The following is a 14,939-nucleotide window of genomic DNA, read 5'->3' as shown; positions in this document are numbered from 1 at the left end:
GATGCGTTGGAAGTTTGCCGTACTTGCCATTGGCTTGGCGCTTGCGGGCTGCAATACCAACTCGGCCGATCAGCGGACGCTGGGTGGCGGGCTCATCGGCGCCGGCACTGGCGCCGTGATCGGCGGCATTGCGGGCGGCGGTCGCGGCGCGGCGATCGGTGCCGCCGTCGGCGGTGTGACGGGCGCCGTGATCGGACGTGCGACCACCCCGAACAACTGCATCTACCAAGACCGCTACGGACGCACCTTCGAAGCGCGCTGCCCCTGATAGGGCCTTCAGGTTCAGCGATTTCAGCCGCGCGGCCTTCCGCCGGCGCGGTTGAAATCGTGTCGCCGCGCGCGATCGGCGGATCATCCCGATGCGTGTCGGTGGAGGCGCGGAGTTGCACTGCGCCAAATGCAGAAACGCCTGCCTTAAGGGAATCTCATGCGCATCGCCTCGACGATCAGCAGGAGATCATTGCTCTCCTGCATTCTTGGAGGGTTCGGATGCGCCGCGATGGGCGCCGCGACCAGCGCAACAGCTGCCCCGGCGGGGGACGATCAGCCCATCGGGGAAGAGATGGCGCGCGCGCTGGATGAGGCCGATGTCGCCTTCAGCCAGCGGCCGCAACTATACTACAATCGCCAGCGGCAGCACGGACAGCCGCCGCGGCAGCGCCGCCAACGCAGGCGTCCGCCGCATTGGCGCCATCGCTGACGACGGCGAAGCGCCCGCTCGACGCGAGAACAGCCCCGCTGAGCGGGAGGCTCTCGGCCAGCCTCCGGGATATGCAAGAGAATGGCGTCATCGGACGCTCGAATTCTGTCGCGCGCCGACCTGGAGCGGATTCACCGATCAGGTTGAATCAACCTGATCGGTGAATCCGCTCTCACTTGGAAAGAGACGGCTTTAGCGATCGGCTTGCGGTGCAAGCTGATCGGAATGGGCCCTAGAACGGTTCTGTGCGGTAAAATTTGTCCACTGTGTGTGTCAGTCCAAAGTCATTTAATGGATTTGTCCCTTGCAGCTCGCAAGGATTGTCCAGAAAGGCCTTTAGCGACGTAAGCCAGTCAAGCGACGACGGGCGGCTCCATCCACCGCTACAGCCGTTTCCAGGGTGTCTTTGCAACCCACCAGGATTGCCCGTTCGGTGGCGCGAGTGACCGTGGTGAGGCCAGTTGGCGTTGAGCGCGCCTTTCGATAGCTCGCCTTTCCGGTAGACCATGGCGTCCGTCACACGTCCTCGATGAACGGAGGCCGGCGCCGACCTGCTGAGAAACGGCCTTGCAGGAAGCCGCGCGAGGTGGCTGCGTCGGCATCCATCGCCATGACGGCAAGGTCGCGGAGCAGATTGCGGATTGCCTCCCGCGGATCGCCTTTGGCTTCGTAAAGCACCCCGTCGATCTCCTCCTCGGCAACGGCCAGAGCGTCTTCCGTTGGCTCCGGCTTCTGCTGCGCGCTCACGATTGTCCGCCCACCATGTCGGCGATATCCGCAGGCAGCGCGCCATAGCTGGCCAGAACGACGGCGGGATCAAATTCACCCGTGGACGGATCGCCAGAGCGCGAGAAGGCTACCGCGCCGGCGTGGCCCTGCGCCAGCGCTGAGGCGCGACTGCGGGCCTCCTGCTCGCTCTGTGCCTCGATGCCCTCGCGGGCATAGAGGTCGCCGTCCTCGCTCGCCAAAATGGGCAGCGCGACGTAATATGTGATGCTTGCCATGGCGGCCTCCCGCCGTGAACAAAAAAAGAACATCACGAGCGGGGAGCCGCTGTCAATTGTGCGCGGAGGATGTGCACAAGCCTGCCCTCAGCCTGTCCGGCTTCTCCCGTGCACAACCCCCACGATGTCCATGCATGGTGCCGTTGCGATGATATGGTCGGCGAGTGGACCCGACACTGACGACCCATCTGAACGCATTGAGAGCGGCGCTGCTGACCCTGAAGCCCACCGGGCAGACGGGTTTCGAGGGCCTCATCGCCTTGGCGCTGCATGATATCCTTGGCGTGCCCTTTCGCCTTGCGTCGAGCGGCACCCAACGCGGCATCGATGGGAAGACCGCCGGCAAAGGTGATGTTGTCGCGTTCGAGGGGAAGCTCTATTCGGACAGCATTCCACGAATCGAAGTCCTCTCGAAGATTGCGGATCTGGGGAGAAACAACGACGCCCCTGACCTTGTGTGGGTCCTGGGAGCCACGACGCTGGTCTCCACCCAGCTGGCCGACGATCTACGCACCGATGCTGCCAGTAAGGGGATGATCGTCGTCATCCTGGACTGGTCGGAGACGCGCTTGCCGGAACTCGCGCTCGCGCTGGCGATGTCCGGGGAATGCGTCGAACAGTTCCTGCTGGCCCATATCGAAGACGGTGCTGCTGTTCAGGCGATCGGGGCCTTGGGGGCCATCCGAGACGCCACAGATTTCGCGCTTGAGGCAGCCCGCTTGCGCGCTTCGCTGGATGGCCCCGCGATGGCTGCCAGGATGGCGGGAAAGGCGAACGCGGAATGGCTCATGGCCGTCTTCTCCGACCGACGGCGGGCTCGGCTGAGGCTCGGACAGGCGCTGTCGCCCCTAGGAGACGGCGTGCCTAAGTTGTTGCCTCGCAGCGGGCTCGTGGAGAGCCTGGCGCCGTGCCTGAGCCAACCCGCCGACGGCAAGACGACGTTCGTGCTGGGTGACGAAGGATGCGGCAAATCCTGGCTGGTGGCGCAGGCCTGGAGCGGTCTCGCCAGCAAGCCGTTGTTCGTGGTGATGACAGCCGACGCCTTCACCCAGAGTTCGGCGCCGTTCGACGCGAAACCGCTTCTCATCGCCAAGCTCATCGAGCAGACCGGCGACGAGGCGAACGATCCCAACACAAGGCGGTGGGCGAGGAGGCTGGCGGGCTGGCCCAGACACGTTGAATTGAACCGCCCTCGACTGGTGGTCCTGATCGACGGCATCAATCAAAGGCCTGGCGTCGATTGGGGCAGGATCATCGAGAGCATGTCATTGCTACTGGATGAGATCGGCGGTTCCCTGTTGGTTTCCTCACGCACGCCGTTCTTCCGCGACCGCGTCCGTGGCCGGCTCACGATCCAGACAAGCACGGTGCAAGTGCCCGAGTGGTCCAGTCCGGAACGCGACGAGATACTGCGCGACCGCAAGATCGAACCCACTTCGCTGCATCCGACGGTCGCAGGGACCCTGCGAAATCCGCGGCTGCTGGGCATCGCGCTCCAGCTTCTGGACAAGGGAGCGGTCTCGTCGCTGACCGAGGTCAGCGTAAGCCGTTTGCTGTTCGAACACATTCGGACCAGCGAGCAGGAGGCGCTGGCGCCTTATTCGGCCCTGGACTTCGCAAGGCAACTCCAGGTGCATGCCCGTGCGATCCTGGATCGGGCCCGTGCCCTGCAAGTGGACGACCTCTACGTGTTTGACACGGACTTGTCCGCGGTCGTCGACGGTCGCTTCTTCCGTGAGGTCGACGGCGACCCGCACAAGTACGAGCTGAGGGAACACGGGCTTACGCTCGCCCTCGGCCTTTCCGTGGTTGATCGGCTCCGCTGGGCAAGGCGGAACCATCGCGACCTCGACGAAACCCTGGCCGAGCTCCTGGAACCGGTCGCGGCGCTCGATGACACAGCGAATGTGATATTCGCGGCGCTGAACGCCGTCTCCTGGCTGGACGACCATTACGACGCGGAGGTGGCCGCTTCCCTCGTGGTGGGCTTCGCCAACCTTCAGAACCCCGACCAGTCCAGGTTCCCGGCATTCTGCTCGCTTGCGAAGGAGCGCCCGCCCGGCTTCCTTCTTGCCGCGCGTCGGCTCTGTCTCGCCGGAGGCCATCAGCCGAATTTCGACTGGGTCCAAGGAGCGTTGATGGATGCAGCCGGCAGCGAGCGCGCTGGAGTGACCGTGGCGGCGGAGGCCGCCAGCTGGCTCTCGGTTCATTCGGTCACGCCAGATGTGAGCTTGCGTGCCGGCGCCGAACAGGGACCGGAGCGGGCCAAGAAGCGGGCTGAAATCGACCGTCGGATCGACGAGCTTTCCGAGGCCGAGCGGCAGATCCTCGGCAGGCTGATCATCGTCGAGGACAGYGTGAGCGCCCTGTCAAAGCTGGCCATGTTCATGCTGGCTGGCAGACAACTGGCTCCGCATGCCGAAGCCATCCTGGACTGGTGTTTCGGGCAGGCGCTGAACTCCGACTATGGCTCGCCCTACAAGGAGTGCATCGACCTAGTCAGTCTCAACCTGGTCGACTGGGGTGATGCAAGAGCCGCCCTCTTGAGTGTTGCGGCGCCCCTGCGCTGCCCCCAGGTGTCCAGGGTCGGGCAATGGGCACTCGTGGCGGCGCTTCGTTCGACCGGCAATCCTGCCGATGCGGAGGAGGCGTATGCCTTGGTAGAAGCGCTTACCCGGGACCAGGAACGGTTCCCCGGCTGGCGGAGGATCGAGGACTACTGCGCGACCGATCCCTGTGATCCCGACTCGACGGAGCCGGACAACATCGAGGCGACCGCGCGGAACTATAGTGCGATAGATGTCGCCAAGCTCCGACTTAGCATGGGCCTGTCGACGGAAGACCAGTTCCTGAACGACGCGCGCCCGGGCATGGCTCGCTTTCGCTCAGCGACCGCTGCGGCCAAGCACATCGAAATGGCCGACCACGTGCTGGGCCGCAAGGGATTTCCCCTCCGACAGGGTGTGTTGCTGTTGCGTGATCACGCCGCGCTGCTGTCGCGCACACAGGCCGAGGCCCTGATCGCGAAATGGCGTGGCGCGCGAGCCGCCGGCGACCTGGAAGGCCTCTCGAAGCAGGACGAATGGATCACGACCCAATATCTTCTCCTTCTCGCGTTCTCTTCCCTGACAGGTGAGGAACAGGCCGATATCCTACTCGAAATCGGACCCGACCAGGAGATCCTCCTGGACAACCTGCAGGCAATGAAGGTCGTCGATCAGGACGTCTTCCGGCGGAGGCTGGCCGAGGCACGGGCCACCGGCGACGTGCACAGGCAGTACGTCCTCCTTGAGATCGCCAAGGAAACGGATGCGCCCCTTTCGAAGGACATCCGCGACTACCTGATTTCCCTGGTCACCTCGGAGGTCGAACGCCTGCGGACGCGTGCGTTCGGCATCATCGCGAAGGGCGACGACGGCCGGATGCTGCGCGCCGTCGCGGAGAGCGGCTGGAATGCGGCGGGCGCCAAGGCGGAGAACGGGTTTGAGGCCTGGTACGGTTCGGCGGCGCTCATCCAGGCCGCAAAGCTTGGGCACGCCGACGGGCTGGACATCGTTGAGCGCATCTCGCCCAGACTCTACGGGCACGCCGCCAGGATTCTTGGCGGAGACGTCGTTCGTGCGATCGCCAGGCGGATCGACGTCTCGATCCAGCGCGCTGCCGGGCTGGACAGTGAGCTCGTCGCCCCGGACATCGAGCTGCACGCTCCGATCGGCGACTGGACCCATCCGCTCCGCTTCAGTGTCAGCGATCGCGATCCGCCCGGCAACGATCTCTCCTCGTCGATGCGAAGGTTTGCCGAAACCGACGCGGTGTTCCAGGAGCGTCACCGGCGAAACTACGACGCATTCCTAGCCTTCAGGGACAGCCTGACCACGGCGCAAGCGCACATCGTGCTCGATCACCTCGCCCTCAAAGATTTCGCGGCGATCGTCGCCAGCGCGCCCGAAATGGCCGACCGATGGTATGAGCTCCTATCGTCGCTCCCGGAGAAGCAGCTGCCGGCGGTTCACAATCTGGCCCTGCTGCTCGCCCATGCGCTCAGCGGAACGCGGCCAGAGAGCACCCGGGTCCTTCTAGCGAAGATCAAGCCCAGTCGGCCGATCGTCAGGGTCGCATTCGGGCGCGCCGGCGTCGGCCTTGACGCCATGGCCATCTGGGCCGCGCATGATGGGATCGAGTTGGACGACATCCGCTCCCTTCGACTGGACCATGCGCGGACGGACCAGGAGCTGGCGACCGAGGTTCTCGCCGCGCTGCTGAACGGCAAGCAGGACACGCTTCGGCGCTATGTCGACCGGCGGATAACAGGCGGCGAACCGGCCCACGTCGCGAGGGGTGTCATGGTAGCGGGCTTCTCCGACCTGGACTCGTTCAACTCGGAGATACTGTCCCGTTTCGAGGGCTCGCACGGCCTGATTGGGGATGCCTGCCGGGCGGCCCGCGACGCCTACGACCGCAATCGATGGTCGCGCCACTGGTTTGCGCAGCTCGCCGCGTCCACCGGAGCGGAGGATTTCTGGCGCGCGAAGGTTCTCTTCGGAAAGATCGTCGATGGACGGTTTGGAGCTTGGCGCGAACAATACGCGCCGACTGGTTCGCAATTCGATCGCCTTAGGCAGACCGTTGGCGACGGCCTGAAGAGCCGGTACGGCCGCTGGGAGACGCATCGCAAGAAGACGCTCTTCGGACGGGATGCGCCGTCGCCGTTCTTCCTGCCGTCCTCATTTTTATAATACATCCGCCGACGCGCTCGCCTCTATCCAGATGCTAGCTTTTGCCGACCGGCTTCAACGGATCCCACTCACGTGACCCGCGCTAATTTAGTTGACCAGTTCAATATAGGCATCCGCGCATTCAGATTTCCTTGATATAGCCTCGCTTAACCATATCGCGTCTGAGAGCAATTATCTTCTCGTATATCTCCGCCCTGCGAACATCTCGCTTATCTGGGTCAATTTGCTCAAGCAATTCTAGCTCATGATTGACCGTATAATCCGTATACGGCAACTTAAATCTTGTTGTTATCATATAACACAACGCGATTATTCCAGTTACTAATATATACGATCCTATAGATATGCTTATCCATCCCAATTTCGGATTAGTGATAAGATCAAATATCATCCATAGATTCAGAAATAAATATATTAAACTGCTCCCGATCAGCATAAATATAAATGCGATCGCGGTGTATTTTCCGATGAACGTATTGACCGGCTTATATGTGATGTGCGGAAGATTGTAAGGCACGTACGATGGATAATGTTCTCTATTAAATATCCTTGCGTGATAAAATTGATGTAACTCCGGAGGAACAGATTTTTGAATTATAGTTCTAATCGCGGAATCCATGATATGTAGGCTATTCTGCATCATCAGCGTATGAACGGCTAACACATTGGTCATGAGCAGCAATCCGTCCGCAACTGCAGGGCCATATTTGAAGTCAAATCCGCCAACTTTAAAATCGATTTTTACCGATAGAAAATTTGATAGCAAAAAAACAAACACGCCAAATGATAATACGAGTCTCTTGGCAATCTTGTCCTGGAGATCTGTTCTAGTTTTCACGAGATCGTCGAGGAACGATTTGTCTAGTTTATGACCTTCTACTTCATCGTATAGTTCCAGATCTTTTTGGATGAGTTCGGCCGAAGAGAGCCAGATGGTGGGCGAAATTTCATTGAAGGCGCGACGCTCCCGCACCTTGAATGCAATCATGGCTGGGAGCCACAGAGCATAGAATTTCGTACGATTCAGCAAAGGTTTAGCGCGCTTCCACGCTGCGTTGAGACTATCGCTCAATCGACGCCAGAAACTCACTTGGAAGCAGCCTTTGAGAGCAGAGAGGCAACCCCGATGTCGGGCGCTCCATCATCTTTCACAATGCCATCCGCAGAGGGCCGGAAGATGGGTCCCAAAATGAGCTGAAGGTCCTTGGCCTCGACCTGTCCCCCCAACTGCAGTGCGAGGAATGTATGCACCATCGTCGCACGCTCTTCCGCATCGATCGCGAGGTGATGTTCGCTCATATACAGCCTAACCAAAATCCTCCCGCCCCATAGCGCAACGGTCGTTACAAGCAAGCCAAGCGCGCCGTAGGCAATGGTGGACGGGCTAAACTGCGTCTGCGATCGTACGGCCTCCGCTGTGAGCAGTAAGACGATGATCGCGACAGCGACCGAACACGCGGCGTAAATTGCGACCAACTCCCTGAGCTTTACGCTATTCGTAGCGTGCTTGACCGATTTTTCTTTCCAGTACTCAACGGGCGCCTGCAAGCCGAGCTGCGTTCGATACGTCTGCTCGGTTTTCTGCAATTGGGCAATTGCTTCGCTCTTTTCATTTTCTAGTTGGCGTGCGACCTTGAGCCGCCTCCTAGCCATCCGAGTGAACAGCTTGGCCGCGCGAAGTCTCAGCTTAGAATTTCGGTCCTCCGCATCAGCCAACAGTGCTGCCGAGCTCTGCTCAAAATGCCCATGCTCACGAGTGGCTTGCTTCTGTACGGTTGCGAATGACCTCTTGAATTGACTGACATCGATTCCGTGGAGACCCAGCTGGCGAGCTTGTCCCAAAAGTATTCCCATCCGGATGTCAGGACTATCACCGGCGGCTGTGAGCGGGCCAAACATATGGGCCACCGCTCCGAGCATCACTCCCTGACCATATTTTTCTTGGACCGCCTGGAGGTAGTGGCCATCAGGGGAATCCATCAACGGCAAAAATTGCGTAGTCGTTGAGTCTGAGAATGCGCTTATGAACGCTGCCCTGACGAACTCGATATCTACCTCGCCACGGTCAAATCGATCCAGTGCGGCCCGAGCTCCGTCGAAGTATTGGATCGTGGCACCACCAAAAGTAGAACGCAGAGCTGTCGTGTAGGCGGTCCCATTCTGCTCATCGATGAATGACCGAATGTCCTTCGGCGTCCTGAAAACTCTCGTTCCGCCGTTCCCTCCAAAATCGACAGTAAGAAGGGCCTCGCGCGATTTCATTGACATCTCTACCCCCGCATTCTGAAGACAAAGCTCGGCGAGAATTTGCCGTGAAGCAAGGATAGTTGCTGATTGAATCGGTCGGATGTTCACAGCATTTGCTGCATCTCGCTTCCGGCCTCTTCCTCGGGCGCGGAGCCATCGAAGATGCTAACATCGATGGCGCTGTCGCCGGCAACCGTCATGATGAAGGTCGCCGGGGCATCCTGGATCAGCGCGCGCGACAAATCGATCGGGGCGTCCAAGTAGTCGTCCGCCGGCGACGGAAAGCCCGCCCGCATCGCCTTCAGGTAGACCGGGAGGTAGATCGGCGGTCCAGGACGGCAGGCGACATGTGCATCTGACTAGCGTCCATTGATAGAACAAAATAGGAACATTAGCGAGGCATGAGTCAAGTTGCGAGTTGGCGTCTGGAGCCCTAGCTTGTGATTGGCAGGGGATGGAAATGGGAAAATACGACGATCGACCGAAGGTCGACATCGAGGTAAGGGGCGGGAAGATAGTCCTCGACGGTAAGGAATTGGAGCTTCAGCAGGGGCAGTTTAAGTCGCTGTGCTTCAAAATTTCAAATTTATGCAAGCGAACCTACAACAGCGTCGACGACCGTAAGGCGCGGTCTGACAGTAGGATTGCGGGCCTTGCGATCACCGAAGATCGCCTCAGTATCGTCGGGATGCCGGATACGACGCGACGTGTGAGCTTCTCAGTTCGCGGCGTAAACGGCGTTCCAGAGGTGAAGGACGACTATCTCGCTTGGACGGCTCATGTCGGCTTCATCGCAGGATCTTGGGAAACGAACAGCGCCGATCAGTGGTATTTGGAATGCTATGTTCCGATGTCGGTCGCCGACGAACTCGTTAAGGCATACGACGCCGGGCGCATCGTCGATATGAGCATCGTCCTAAAGACTGAGCTCTGGTCGCGACGGGACCCGTTTCCCTATTCCGGAAGCACAGAATGGCACATGCTCGCCGACAAATATGGTTCGACGGCTGGCTCCAGCGCCAAGATCGACGGGCTGCATTGGAGCGACGCTCCGCTCGATAAGATCGACACCTCGATTCCCGAGGACGACAAGCCGGACACCTCCCAAAAACCGGCGCCTTCAGCACCTCCTGAAAGCCCGCTGGCCAGTATCATGCTCTCCGGCACGCGTGCCAGCGAGAGACTGGCGCAAACCTGGGCCTGGGGGATGCCGGCAGTTGTGATCCTCCTCGTAATCATCGCAGCGAGAATGTGACGATCATGACCGAGCGTCCCGTCAACACCGTGGTCGACCTTCTCGACCTTAGATCTCGTGTCACGTCCGATGACGCGGAAACCTTTAATGTCCGGTCCGAGGTGCGCATCGGGCGACCGGAACTGGATAGCCCCGTCGGGATGATCACCGCGCGGCGTGTCTATCTCCAACTCGAACTCGACGGCTATGAGATAAGGCCTGGGAACCGCCTCGGTGAGCCGGTGAAGGCGGGTTACGTTGAAGACACGAAACTGGTGACCGAGAAGAACAGCTCAGCCTCGGCCGGTGCAAGCGCAGGCGTTACGTTGAGTGCGTCCGGACGCCCCGGCGGATCGATCGGAGCGAAGGCGGCGGCCGGTATCGACGCCAAAGCCAAGCTACAAACGACCGTGAAGACCAAGGTAGAGCGGGGATACGTGAAAGCCATCGGCGGGGATCGATGGGTGATAGCTTCGATCGAGCAAGATCAGCATCTCGAAGAGGCCACGTATGTCACGGACAACGAGGTCCTCTGCCAGCTCCAGCGGAGCAAGGGTGCCAATAGGTCGGCAGTCCGTATCCGAGGATATGTCCTAAAGCGCGACCTTGATTTCGTCGCGGAGAAGCGGACGCTCGATCCCTTCAACCGGAACAAGACGCAGGTAATCAAGGCCTTCCTGTCGAAGAAAATCGGCGAGGGATCGACCGATGCCGGCGAGAAGCTGATCATCTCCGAGCAGGAAATCTCGAATGAATAGGGGTGGTCCGTTTGGCGACCTGCTGACCAATGACGATATCAAGCGATTGGAAGCCGTCGAGAAGGCGCAGGGCGACAACTTCATCCAGCTGATCGAACTTCTGGGGCTCGATCGCAAGGCGGATCTAAAGCACGGCGACTTCTCCGGCGTGGATTTCTCCGATTGCGACTTGCGCGGTTGCGACTTCACTGGGTCGGATCTTCGCGGCACGACGGGCCGCAACGTCGCTTGGGACGAGACGACGATCCTGGCCTCCGCCGAGCTGGATCGGTCGGTGTTCGGGCCACAACCGCAGAGGCGAGAGAACCTCACCCAGCGCTTGCCGGAGCTTGGGATCGAGTACGCGAGGATCAAGCGCGCGTACTGGAGCGATCAGGCCATGTGGGCGATGGACTCCCTAAATCGGGGCATCAAGAACCACGTCGAGAGGCAAGCTCTGGCAATGGCGTTGTACTTCGACGCAACGGATCAAGTGGTTCGCAACACGATCCTACAATACGTGATGTTCAGCACGGGGCCTGAAGCTCGACTAGAATTTCTTCACAAGATTTTGACAGACCTAGGCACGCCTACCGACGCCATCGCAAATGCATTGAGAACGTTCGGCCGGCTCTTGCATCAGGACGAGCCAGCGGCGCTGTTGGTCCTCGGAATAGCTGAAGATCCGAGCACCCCTCGCATCGTAGGAATTGAGGCGACCCGCGCGGTTCTTGGAAGCCGTTTCGCGTTGAAGCATAACCGCCGCCTCTACAGGCTTGTCCGCGACTATGGCGATGCGACCTTGGACAACCTCTACATCCGCGCATTCGCCGGTGCTGTCGGCGTCGACCATTTAACTGCGGTTTCCGAGGGGCGTCCTCGGGGCGGGGTCATCTTCGGGGAAACGATCGATGTCGGCCGCGTAAAGGAGATCGCGCTCAATATCTGGAGGGCGAGGCAATCACAGGAGGCAAACTCGCCTCGAGCGTCATGGAAGCCGATCTTCCGCGACATCAAGAACCGAGACGAGTTTGGGCCGCGTGTCGTGGAGCTGTTGAGCGAACTCGTCGAGAAGGGCCTTCGGTTGAACCTTGATTTTACCGCTGGTTGACAATCGCCGCCGCCGTCCGGGTCTCCTCCGTGTGAGCGAAACCATCGCGACGGCGGAAAGTGTCTTTGTCGCGCGAACGAAGGCGATTGAAATCAACCGCCGTCAACGCGAACAGCTCGCCCGGATGCTACGATGTGCGGATGCGACGCGCGACTTGCGAGCGATCGCCAACCAGGTCGACTGATCAGGATGGGTGTGTCGATGGCGCCGCAGCTCCTTCGACGTTCCTTTCGTCGACGAGCTCGCGGACGGTGACGTCCAGCGCCTGAGAGATTTGCCAAAGACTGGTCGCGGTCGGGTTCCTTTGTCCCATTTCGAGCGCGCTCACATGTGCCCGGTCAACGCCCAATCGCTGCGCCACCTGCGCCTGGGTGAAACCCTTGGCAAGCCTCGCGGCTCGCGCATTTACGGCGATCACCTGTCGAATATCCATCACCGCATTTATGGGCGGCGAGCTGTTTATCGCGACGCAGTATATCGCGTTGCGTTATAACGCACATTGAGGTTATGAACCGTCGCATTGAACTTAAGCGCGTTGGGGTAGTAGGCGAATTTTGATGAAACGCTTTCCTGCAGCAGCGCGCGGCTTTCCCAAACTCAGGTTTGAAATCGAGTGGGTGCAAATCGACAGCGACCGGGTCAAATCTCTCCTTGTCGTTGACGTGTTCGGAGAGCTTGCAAGCCGCGATAGTTGGCAGGAAATTTTCGACGGCTGGTGCGCGGCCCAAGGTCAGTCACCAAAGTTCAAGCGCGGCAACAGCCGAACCAATCGAACGGAAGCTAAGGTCACTCTCTACGGCTATCATCCCATCGTCGACTTTTTGGTACGGTGGATCGGCTTGGAGAATCTACCGATGGGACAGCCGGACAGTTCAAAAATCGGCCAGTTGGAGGCCGAACTTGCACAGCTTCGAAAGCAGAACGCGGAATTGCTGCAGCTCTTCACCCAAGCTCGGAATGTCCGACGTCATGAGCTTCGGAATTGACTTCTGTGCGGGCGGCCTGATGGAACCCGTTAGCGAGAATCCGCCTGGCACGCTGCGCGCAGATCGATTTAGGCACGTTGTTGGACTGGCGTTCTCAGATCCCTCTAGCGGAGGCGCCCGTGCAAAAGCCCGTTGAGATCAGCTATGGCGAGGGTTTGGGAGAGCCGCTCACCCTCGAAGAAGGGCAACGGCGCTTAAACGCTTACGCAGTTGCCATTCCTCTTGAGGACTGGGCAGGGGCCGTCGCCGAAGCGATTGAACTGCAAGCAAGGACCGGCGTGGAGCGCTCCAAACTGGATGACTGGCAGGAGCGCGGCGCCGTCATCAGCATTCGGAATGGCGCTGGAAAGCCCATGTTTCCCCTCGCACAGTTCGTCGATGGCCGGCCGGTCGATGGAATCGCGGAGGTGACGAAGATCGTCCGCAATCCACGGGTTGCCTGGCGCTGGCTTGTATTGCCTAAGGAGAGCATCGGAGGCACGCCTCTCGACCGTCTCAAGCAAGGGAGCGTCGAAGAAGTATTGCAGGCCGCCACGAGAGACTTTGCGTGATGCTGCCAGTCTCCAGCGAGAGCGCGGTCATCACCGAAGCTGCCATTCGGGCTGCTGATCAGCTCAAGATTCCTGCGGGAGCCTTTGCCGCGATCATCGGTCTCGACGAGGCCACAGTCGCGCGCATCAGGCGCGGCGGATTTAGACTTGAGCCCGGCACGAAGCCCTTCGAGCTTGCCGTTCTTTTCGTGCGCTTGTTTTGCTCGCTCGATGCAATTGTGGGCGGCGACGACGAGCTCGCGGCAAGCTGGCTCGCCAGCCCCAACAAGTTCCTCAATGCCCGGCCAATCGAGAAGCTGCAAACTGTGACCGGGCTTGTCGACGTTATCGCCCATCTAGCCGGGCGTCGAACCCACTTCTGAGATGTCCCGATCACAGCTCACTGCCAAGGTCTAGCGTCGCCCATCGCTAGCGCGTGTTGCTGCTGATGGACCTTCGGCCGTTGATTATCGTCAACGTCGGAATGAAGCCGCCTACAGAGCGGTTCTGATCATAAATAAGGAGCGGAAGGTCAGCCTTCGGCATCAGCGCTCTTCCCACCTCCACGGCCGCCGAGTTCGGCACTGCCGGAAAAACGTTGATCGTCGCTTTCTCACCGTGGACAGCCTTGATCCGATCGAACAACCGCCGAAGGTGACGCTTGAACTCGACCAGGTCTTCGGGGCGCCGCATGATATCGTTGTGCGGATTTTCGGCTGTGAGAGACCAAATTGCGACATTGTCCCCCAGCACCGCCCGGATCCGATCGTCCGTGATCGTTGCGCTGAGCGCCAGCTTGAGCGCGACAGGCGCATCTGGCGGACCAGAATACTCTCCGACCTGAAACGTAATCGCCGGCTGTTCAGCTTGCCAACGCCACGTCGCCGGCTCGCGATATCGCTGATGAACCGTGACCGGGACAATATCACCCAATAGATGCCCGAGCTCGATGAGCAGCGGCTGCGGTGCTAAAGCAAAGACGCTGAGCTGTCTGATCTCCTTCTGCTCAATCCGCTCTTTCACCTTGCGAGCGAAAACGCGCCTCAGGTTGTCCTGCTGGACAGTCCAATAATTTGTTTCATGATCGAAATAGTCACATCCGACCAGCTCGATATCGATCGTTCGCCCCTCCGCAGGATGCCTGTCTGGCGGCATTGCCATGAAAATTGACCGCGTCGAAACGAGGGCGTGTCTTTGTCCGATGTCTGCAGCGAACCGGAGCACGTGAGCAGCCCGCTCCTGCGCCATACCCGTGACGATGGCGATACGGTCCTCGTGCTCCGCCTTCATCTCAATAAGGACAGCCTCGGGATGATCCGCGAGATAATCGACGTCCACGCCCTTATGGTGCTTCGCACAAAGCAGCATAAGATTGCTTAGGTCCTTCGCGAGCAACGGCGACCGAATCACATCGCCGCGTGGACCATCGGCGCTGTCGGCGACGATGTGGGCAATAAAGCCGAACTTCCCATCCTCGCGGCCTGCGATGAGGTCGCCGATCAGATCCTCGTTGCAGCCGCGGTACTCGCAGTGCCCGGCGGCCTTCGCCCAAAGAGCGACCTGAATTTTGTTTGGGATTTGTGTTTTTGCCATGGTGAAGTTCCGAGAGAGCTCGGTATAGTGTTCACGTTTTATACTCAAAGCTCAACCGCGC

At 59.8% G+C, this 14,939-nt stretch carries 17 protein-coding genes; 10 read left to right on the top strand and 7 right to left on the bottom strand.

What is annotated here, in order from left to right; translation table 11 throughout:
* The first annotated feature begins 1 nt into the window (after window position 1).
* Window positions 2–268 carry a YMGG-like glycine zipper-containing protein gene (locus AC1DNE_RS05750; RefSeq protein WP_441470981.1) on the top strand — a complete coding sequence of 89 codons (267 nt, stop codon included), beginning with the start codon at window positions 2–4 and terminating at the stop codon, window positions 266–268.
* Window positions 269–427: 159 nt separating this feature from the next.
* Complete coding sequence (locus AC1DNE_RS05745; RefSeq protein ID WP_441470980.1) at window positions 428–700, top strand: hypothetical protein; 273 nt, start codon at window positions 428–430, stop codon at window positions 698–700.
* A gap of 516 nt (window positions 701–1,216) precedes the next feature.
* Here the strand turns inward: AC1DNE_RS05745 and AC1DNE_RS05740 are convergent.
* Both AC1DNE_RS05740 and AC1DNE_RS05735 read right to left on the bottom strand, forming a co-directional pair.
* On the bottom strand, window positions 1,217–1,447 hold the full coding sequence (locus AC1DNE_RS05740; RefSeq protein ID WP_476840969.1) for a hypothetical protein: 231 nt from the start codon (window positions 1,445–1,447) through the stop codon (window positions 1,217–1,219).
* Window positions 1,444–1,704 carry a hypothetical protein gene (locus AC1DNE_RS05735; protein ID WP_476840968.1) on the bottom strand — a complete coding sequence of 87 codons (261 nt, stop codon included), beginning with the start codon at window positions 1,702–1,704 and terminating at the stop codon, window positions 1,444–1,446. The genes AC1DNE_RS05740 and AC1DNE_RS05735 overlap by 4 nt, the downstream gene beginning before the upstream one ends.
* A 164-nt stretch (window positions 1,705–1,868) precedes the next feature.
* On the opposite strand from AC1DNE_RS05735, the gene AC1DNE_RS05730 reads away from it, so the two are divergent.
* Window positions 1,869–6,440, top strand: coding sequence for a hypothetical protein (locus tag AC1DNE_RS05730; RefSeq protein WP_476840967.1), 4,572 nt, complete (start codon window positions 1,869–1,871; stop codon window positions 6,438–6,440).
* Window positions 6,441–6,561: 121 nt separating this feature from the next.
* Here the strand turns inward: AC1DNE_RS05730 and AC1DNE_RS05725 are convergent, their stop codons facing one another.
* From AC1DNE_RS05725 to AC1DNE_RS05715, 3 genes are all read right to left on the bottom strand, one after another.
* Window positions 6,562–7,530 (bottom strand): hypothetical protein, encoded by a 969-nt coding sequence (locus AC1DNE_RS05725; RefSeq protein ID WP_476840966.1) that lies wholly within the window; start codon window positions 7,528–7,530, stop codon window positions 6,562–6,564.
* Entirely contained in the window at window positions 7,527–8,702 is a 1,176-nt protein-coding gene (locus AC1DNE_RS05720; RefSeq protein WP_476840965.1) for a DUF6161 domain-containing protein, read from the bottom strand. The genes AC1DNE_RS05725 and AC1DNE_RS05720 overlap by 4 nt, the downstream gene beginning before the upstream one ends.
* An 89-nt stretch (window positions 8,703–8,791) precedes the next feature.
* Window positions 8,792–8,983, bottom strand: a complete 192-nt coding sequence (locus tag AC1DNE_RS05715) for a LexA family protein (protein ID WP_476840964.1) — start codon at window positions 8,981–8,983, stop codon at window positions 8,792–8,794.
* Window positions 8,984–9,147: 164 nt separating this feature from the next.
* Between AC1DNE_RS05715 and AC1DNE_RS05710 the strand changes: the two genes are divergently transcribed.
* Genes AC1DNE_RS05710 through AC1DNE_RS05695 form a run of 4 tightly spaced genes read left to right on the top strand, consistent with a single transcriptional unit; the run spans window position 9,148 to window position 11,953 of the window.
* On the top strand, window positions 9,148–9,942 hold the full coding sequence (locus tag AC1DNE_RS05710) for a hypothetical protein (protein ID WP_476840963.1): 795 nt from the start codon (window positions 9,148–9,150) through the stop codon (window positions 9,940–9,942).
* A gap of 5 nt (window positions 9,943–9,947) precedes the next feature.
* Window positions 9,948–10,679 (top strand): hypothetical protein, encoded by a 732-nt coding sequence (locus AC1DNE_RS05705; RefSeq protein ID WP_476840962.1) that lies wholly within the window; start codon window positions 9,948–9,950, stop codon window positions 10,677–10,679.
* Window positions 10,672–11,769, top strand: a complete 1,098-nt coding sequence (locus AC1DNE_RS05700) for a pentapeptide repeat-containing protein (protein WP_476840961.1) — start codon at window positions 10,672–10,674, stop codon at window positions 11,767–11,769. The genes AC1DNE_RS05705 and AC1DNE_RS05700 overlap by 8 nt, the downstream gene beginning before the upstream one ends.
* Window positions 11,770–11,800: 31 nt before the next feature.
* The gene (locus tag AC1DNE_RS05695; protein WP_476840960.1) at window positions 11,801–11,953 is read left to right on the top strand and encodes a hypothetical protein; all 153 of its coding nucleotides are present in this window, start codon (window positions 11,801–11,803) and stop codon (window positions 11,951–11,953) included.
* On the opposite strand, the gene AC1DNE_RS05690 is transcribed toward AC1DNE_RS05695, so the two are convergent.
* Window positions 11,954–12,202: a helix-turn-helix domain-containing protein gene (locus AC1DNE_RS05690; RefSeq protein WP_476840959.1), complete on the bottom strand. Its 249-nt coding sequence runs from the start codon at window positions 12,200–12,202 to the stop codon at window positions 11,954–11,956. It lies immediately after the preceding gene.
* 124 nt (window positions 12,203–12,326) lie between these two features.
* Between AC1DNE_RS05690 and AC1DNE_RS05685 the strand changes: the two genes are divergently transcribed.
* The 3 genes from AC1DNE_RS05685 (at window position 12,327) to AC1DNE_RS05675 (ending at window position 13,668) form a co-directional block, all read left to right on the top strand.
* The gene (locus AC1DNE_RS05685; RefSeq protein ID WP_476840958.1) at window positions 12,327–12,755 is read left to right on the top strand and encodes a hypothetical protein; all 429 of its coding nucleotides are present in this window, start codon (window positions 12,327–12,329) and stop codon (window positions 12,753–12,755) included.
* A 119-nt stretch (window positions 12,756–12,874) separates the two neighbouring features.
* Entirely contained in the window at window positions 12,875–13,306 is a 432-nt protein-coding gene (locus tag AC1DNE_RS05680) for an antitoxin Xre/MbcA/ParS-like domain-containing protein (RefSeq protein ID WP_476840957.1), read from the top strand.
* Complete coding sequence (locus AC1DNE_RS05675; protein ID WP_476840956.1) at window positions 13,306–13,668, top strand: antitoxin Xre/MbcA/ParS toxin-binding domain-containing protein; 363 nt, start codon at window positions 13,306–13,308, stop codon at window positions 13,666–13,668. Before AC1DNE_RS05680 ends, AC1DNE_RS05675 begins: the two co-directional genes overlap by 1 nt.
* A 46-nt stretch (window positions 13,669–13,714) precedes the next feature.
* Here the strand turns inward: AC1DNE_RS05675 and AC1DNE_RS05670 are convergent, their stop codons facing one another.
* Complete coding sequence (locus tag AC1DNE_RS05670) at window positions 13,715–14,878, bottom strand: SAVED domain-containing protein (protein WP_476840955.1); 1,164 nt, start codon at window positions 14,876–14,878, stop codon at window positions 13,715–13,717.
* Between the last annotated feature and the right edge of the window lie 61 nt (window positions 14,879–14,939).

The organism is Allobosea sp. 05L423, assembly GCF_056397745.1.
This window is presented reverse-complemented; position numbering and strand designations above follow the sequence as displayed.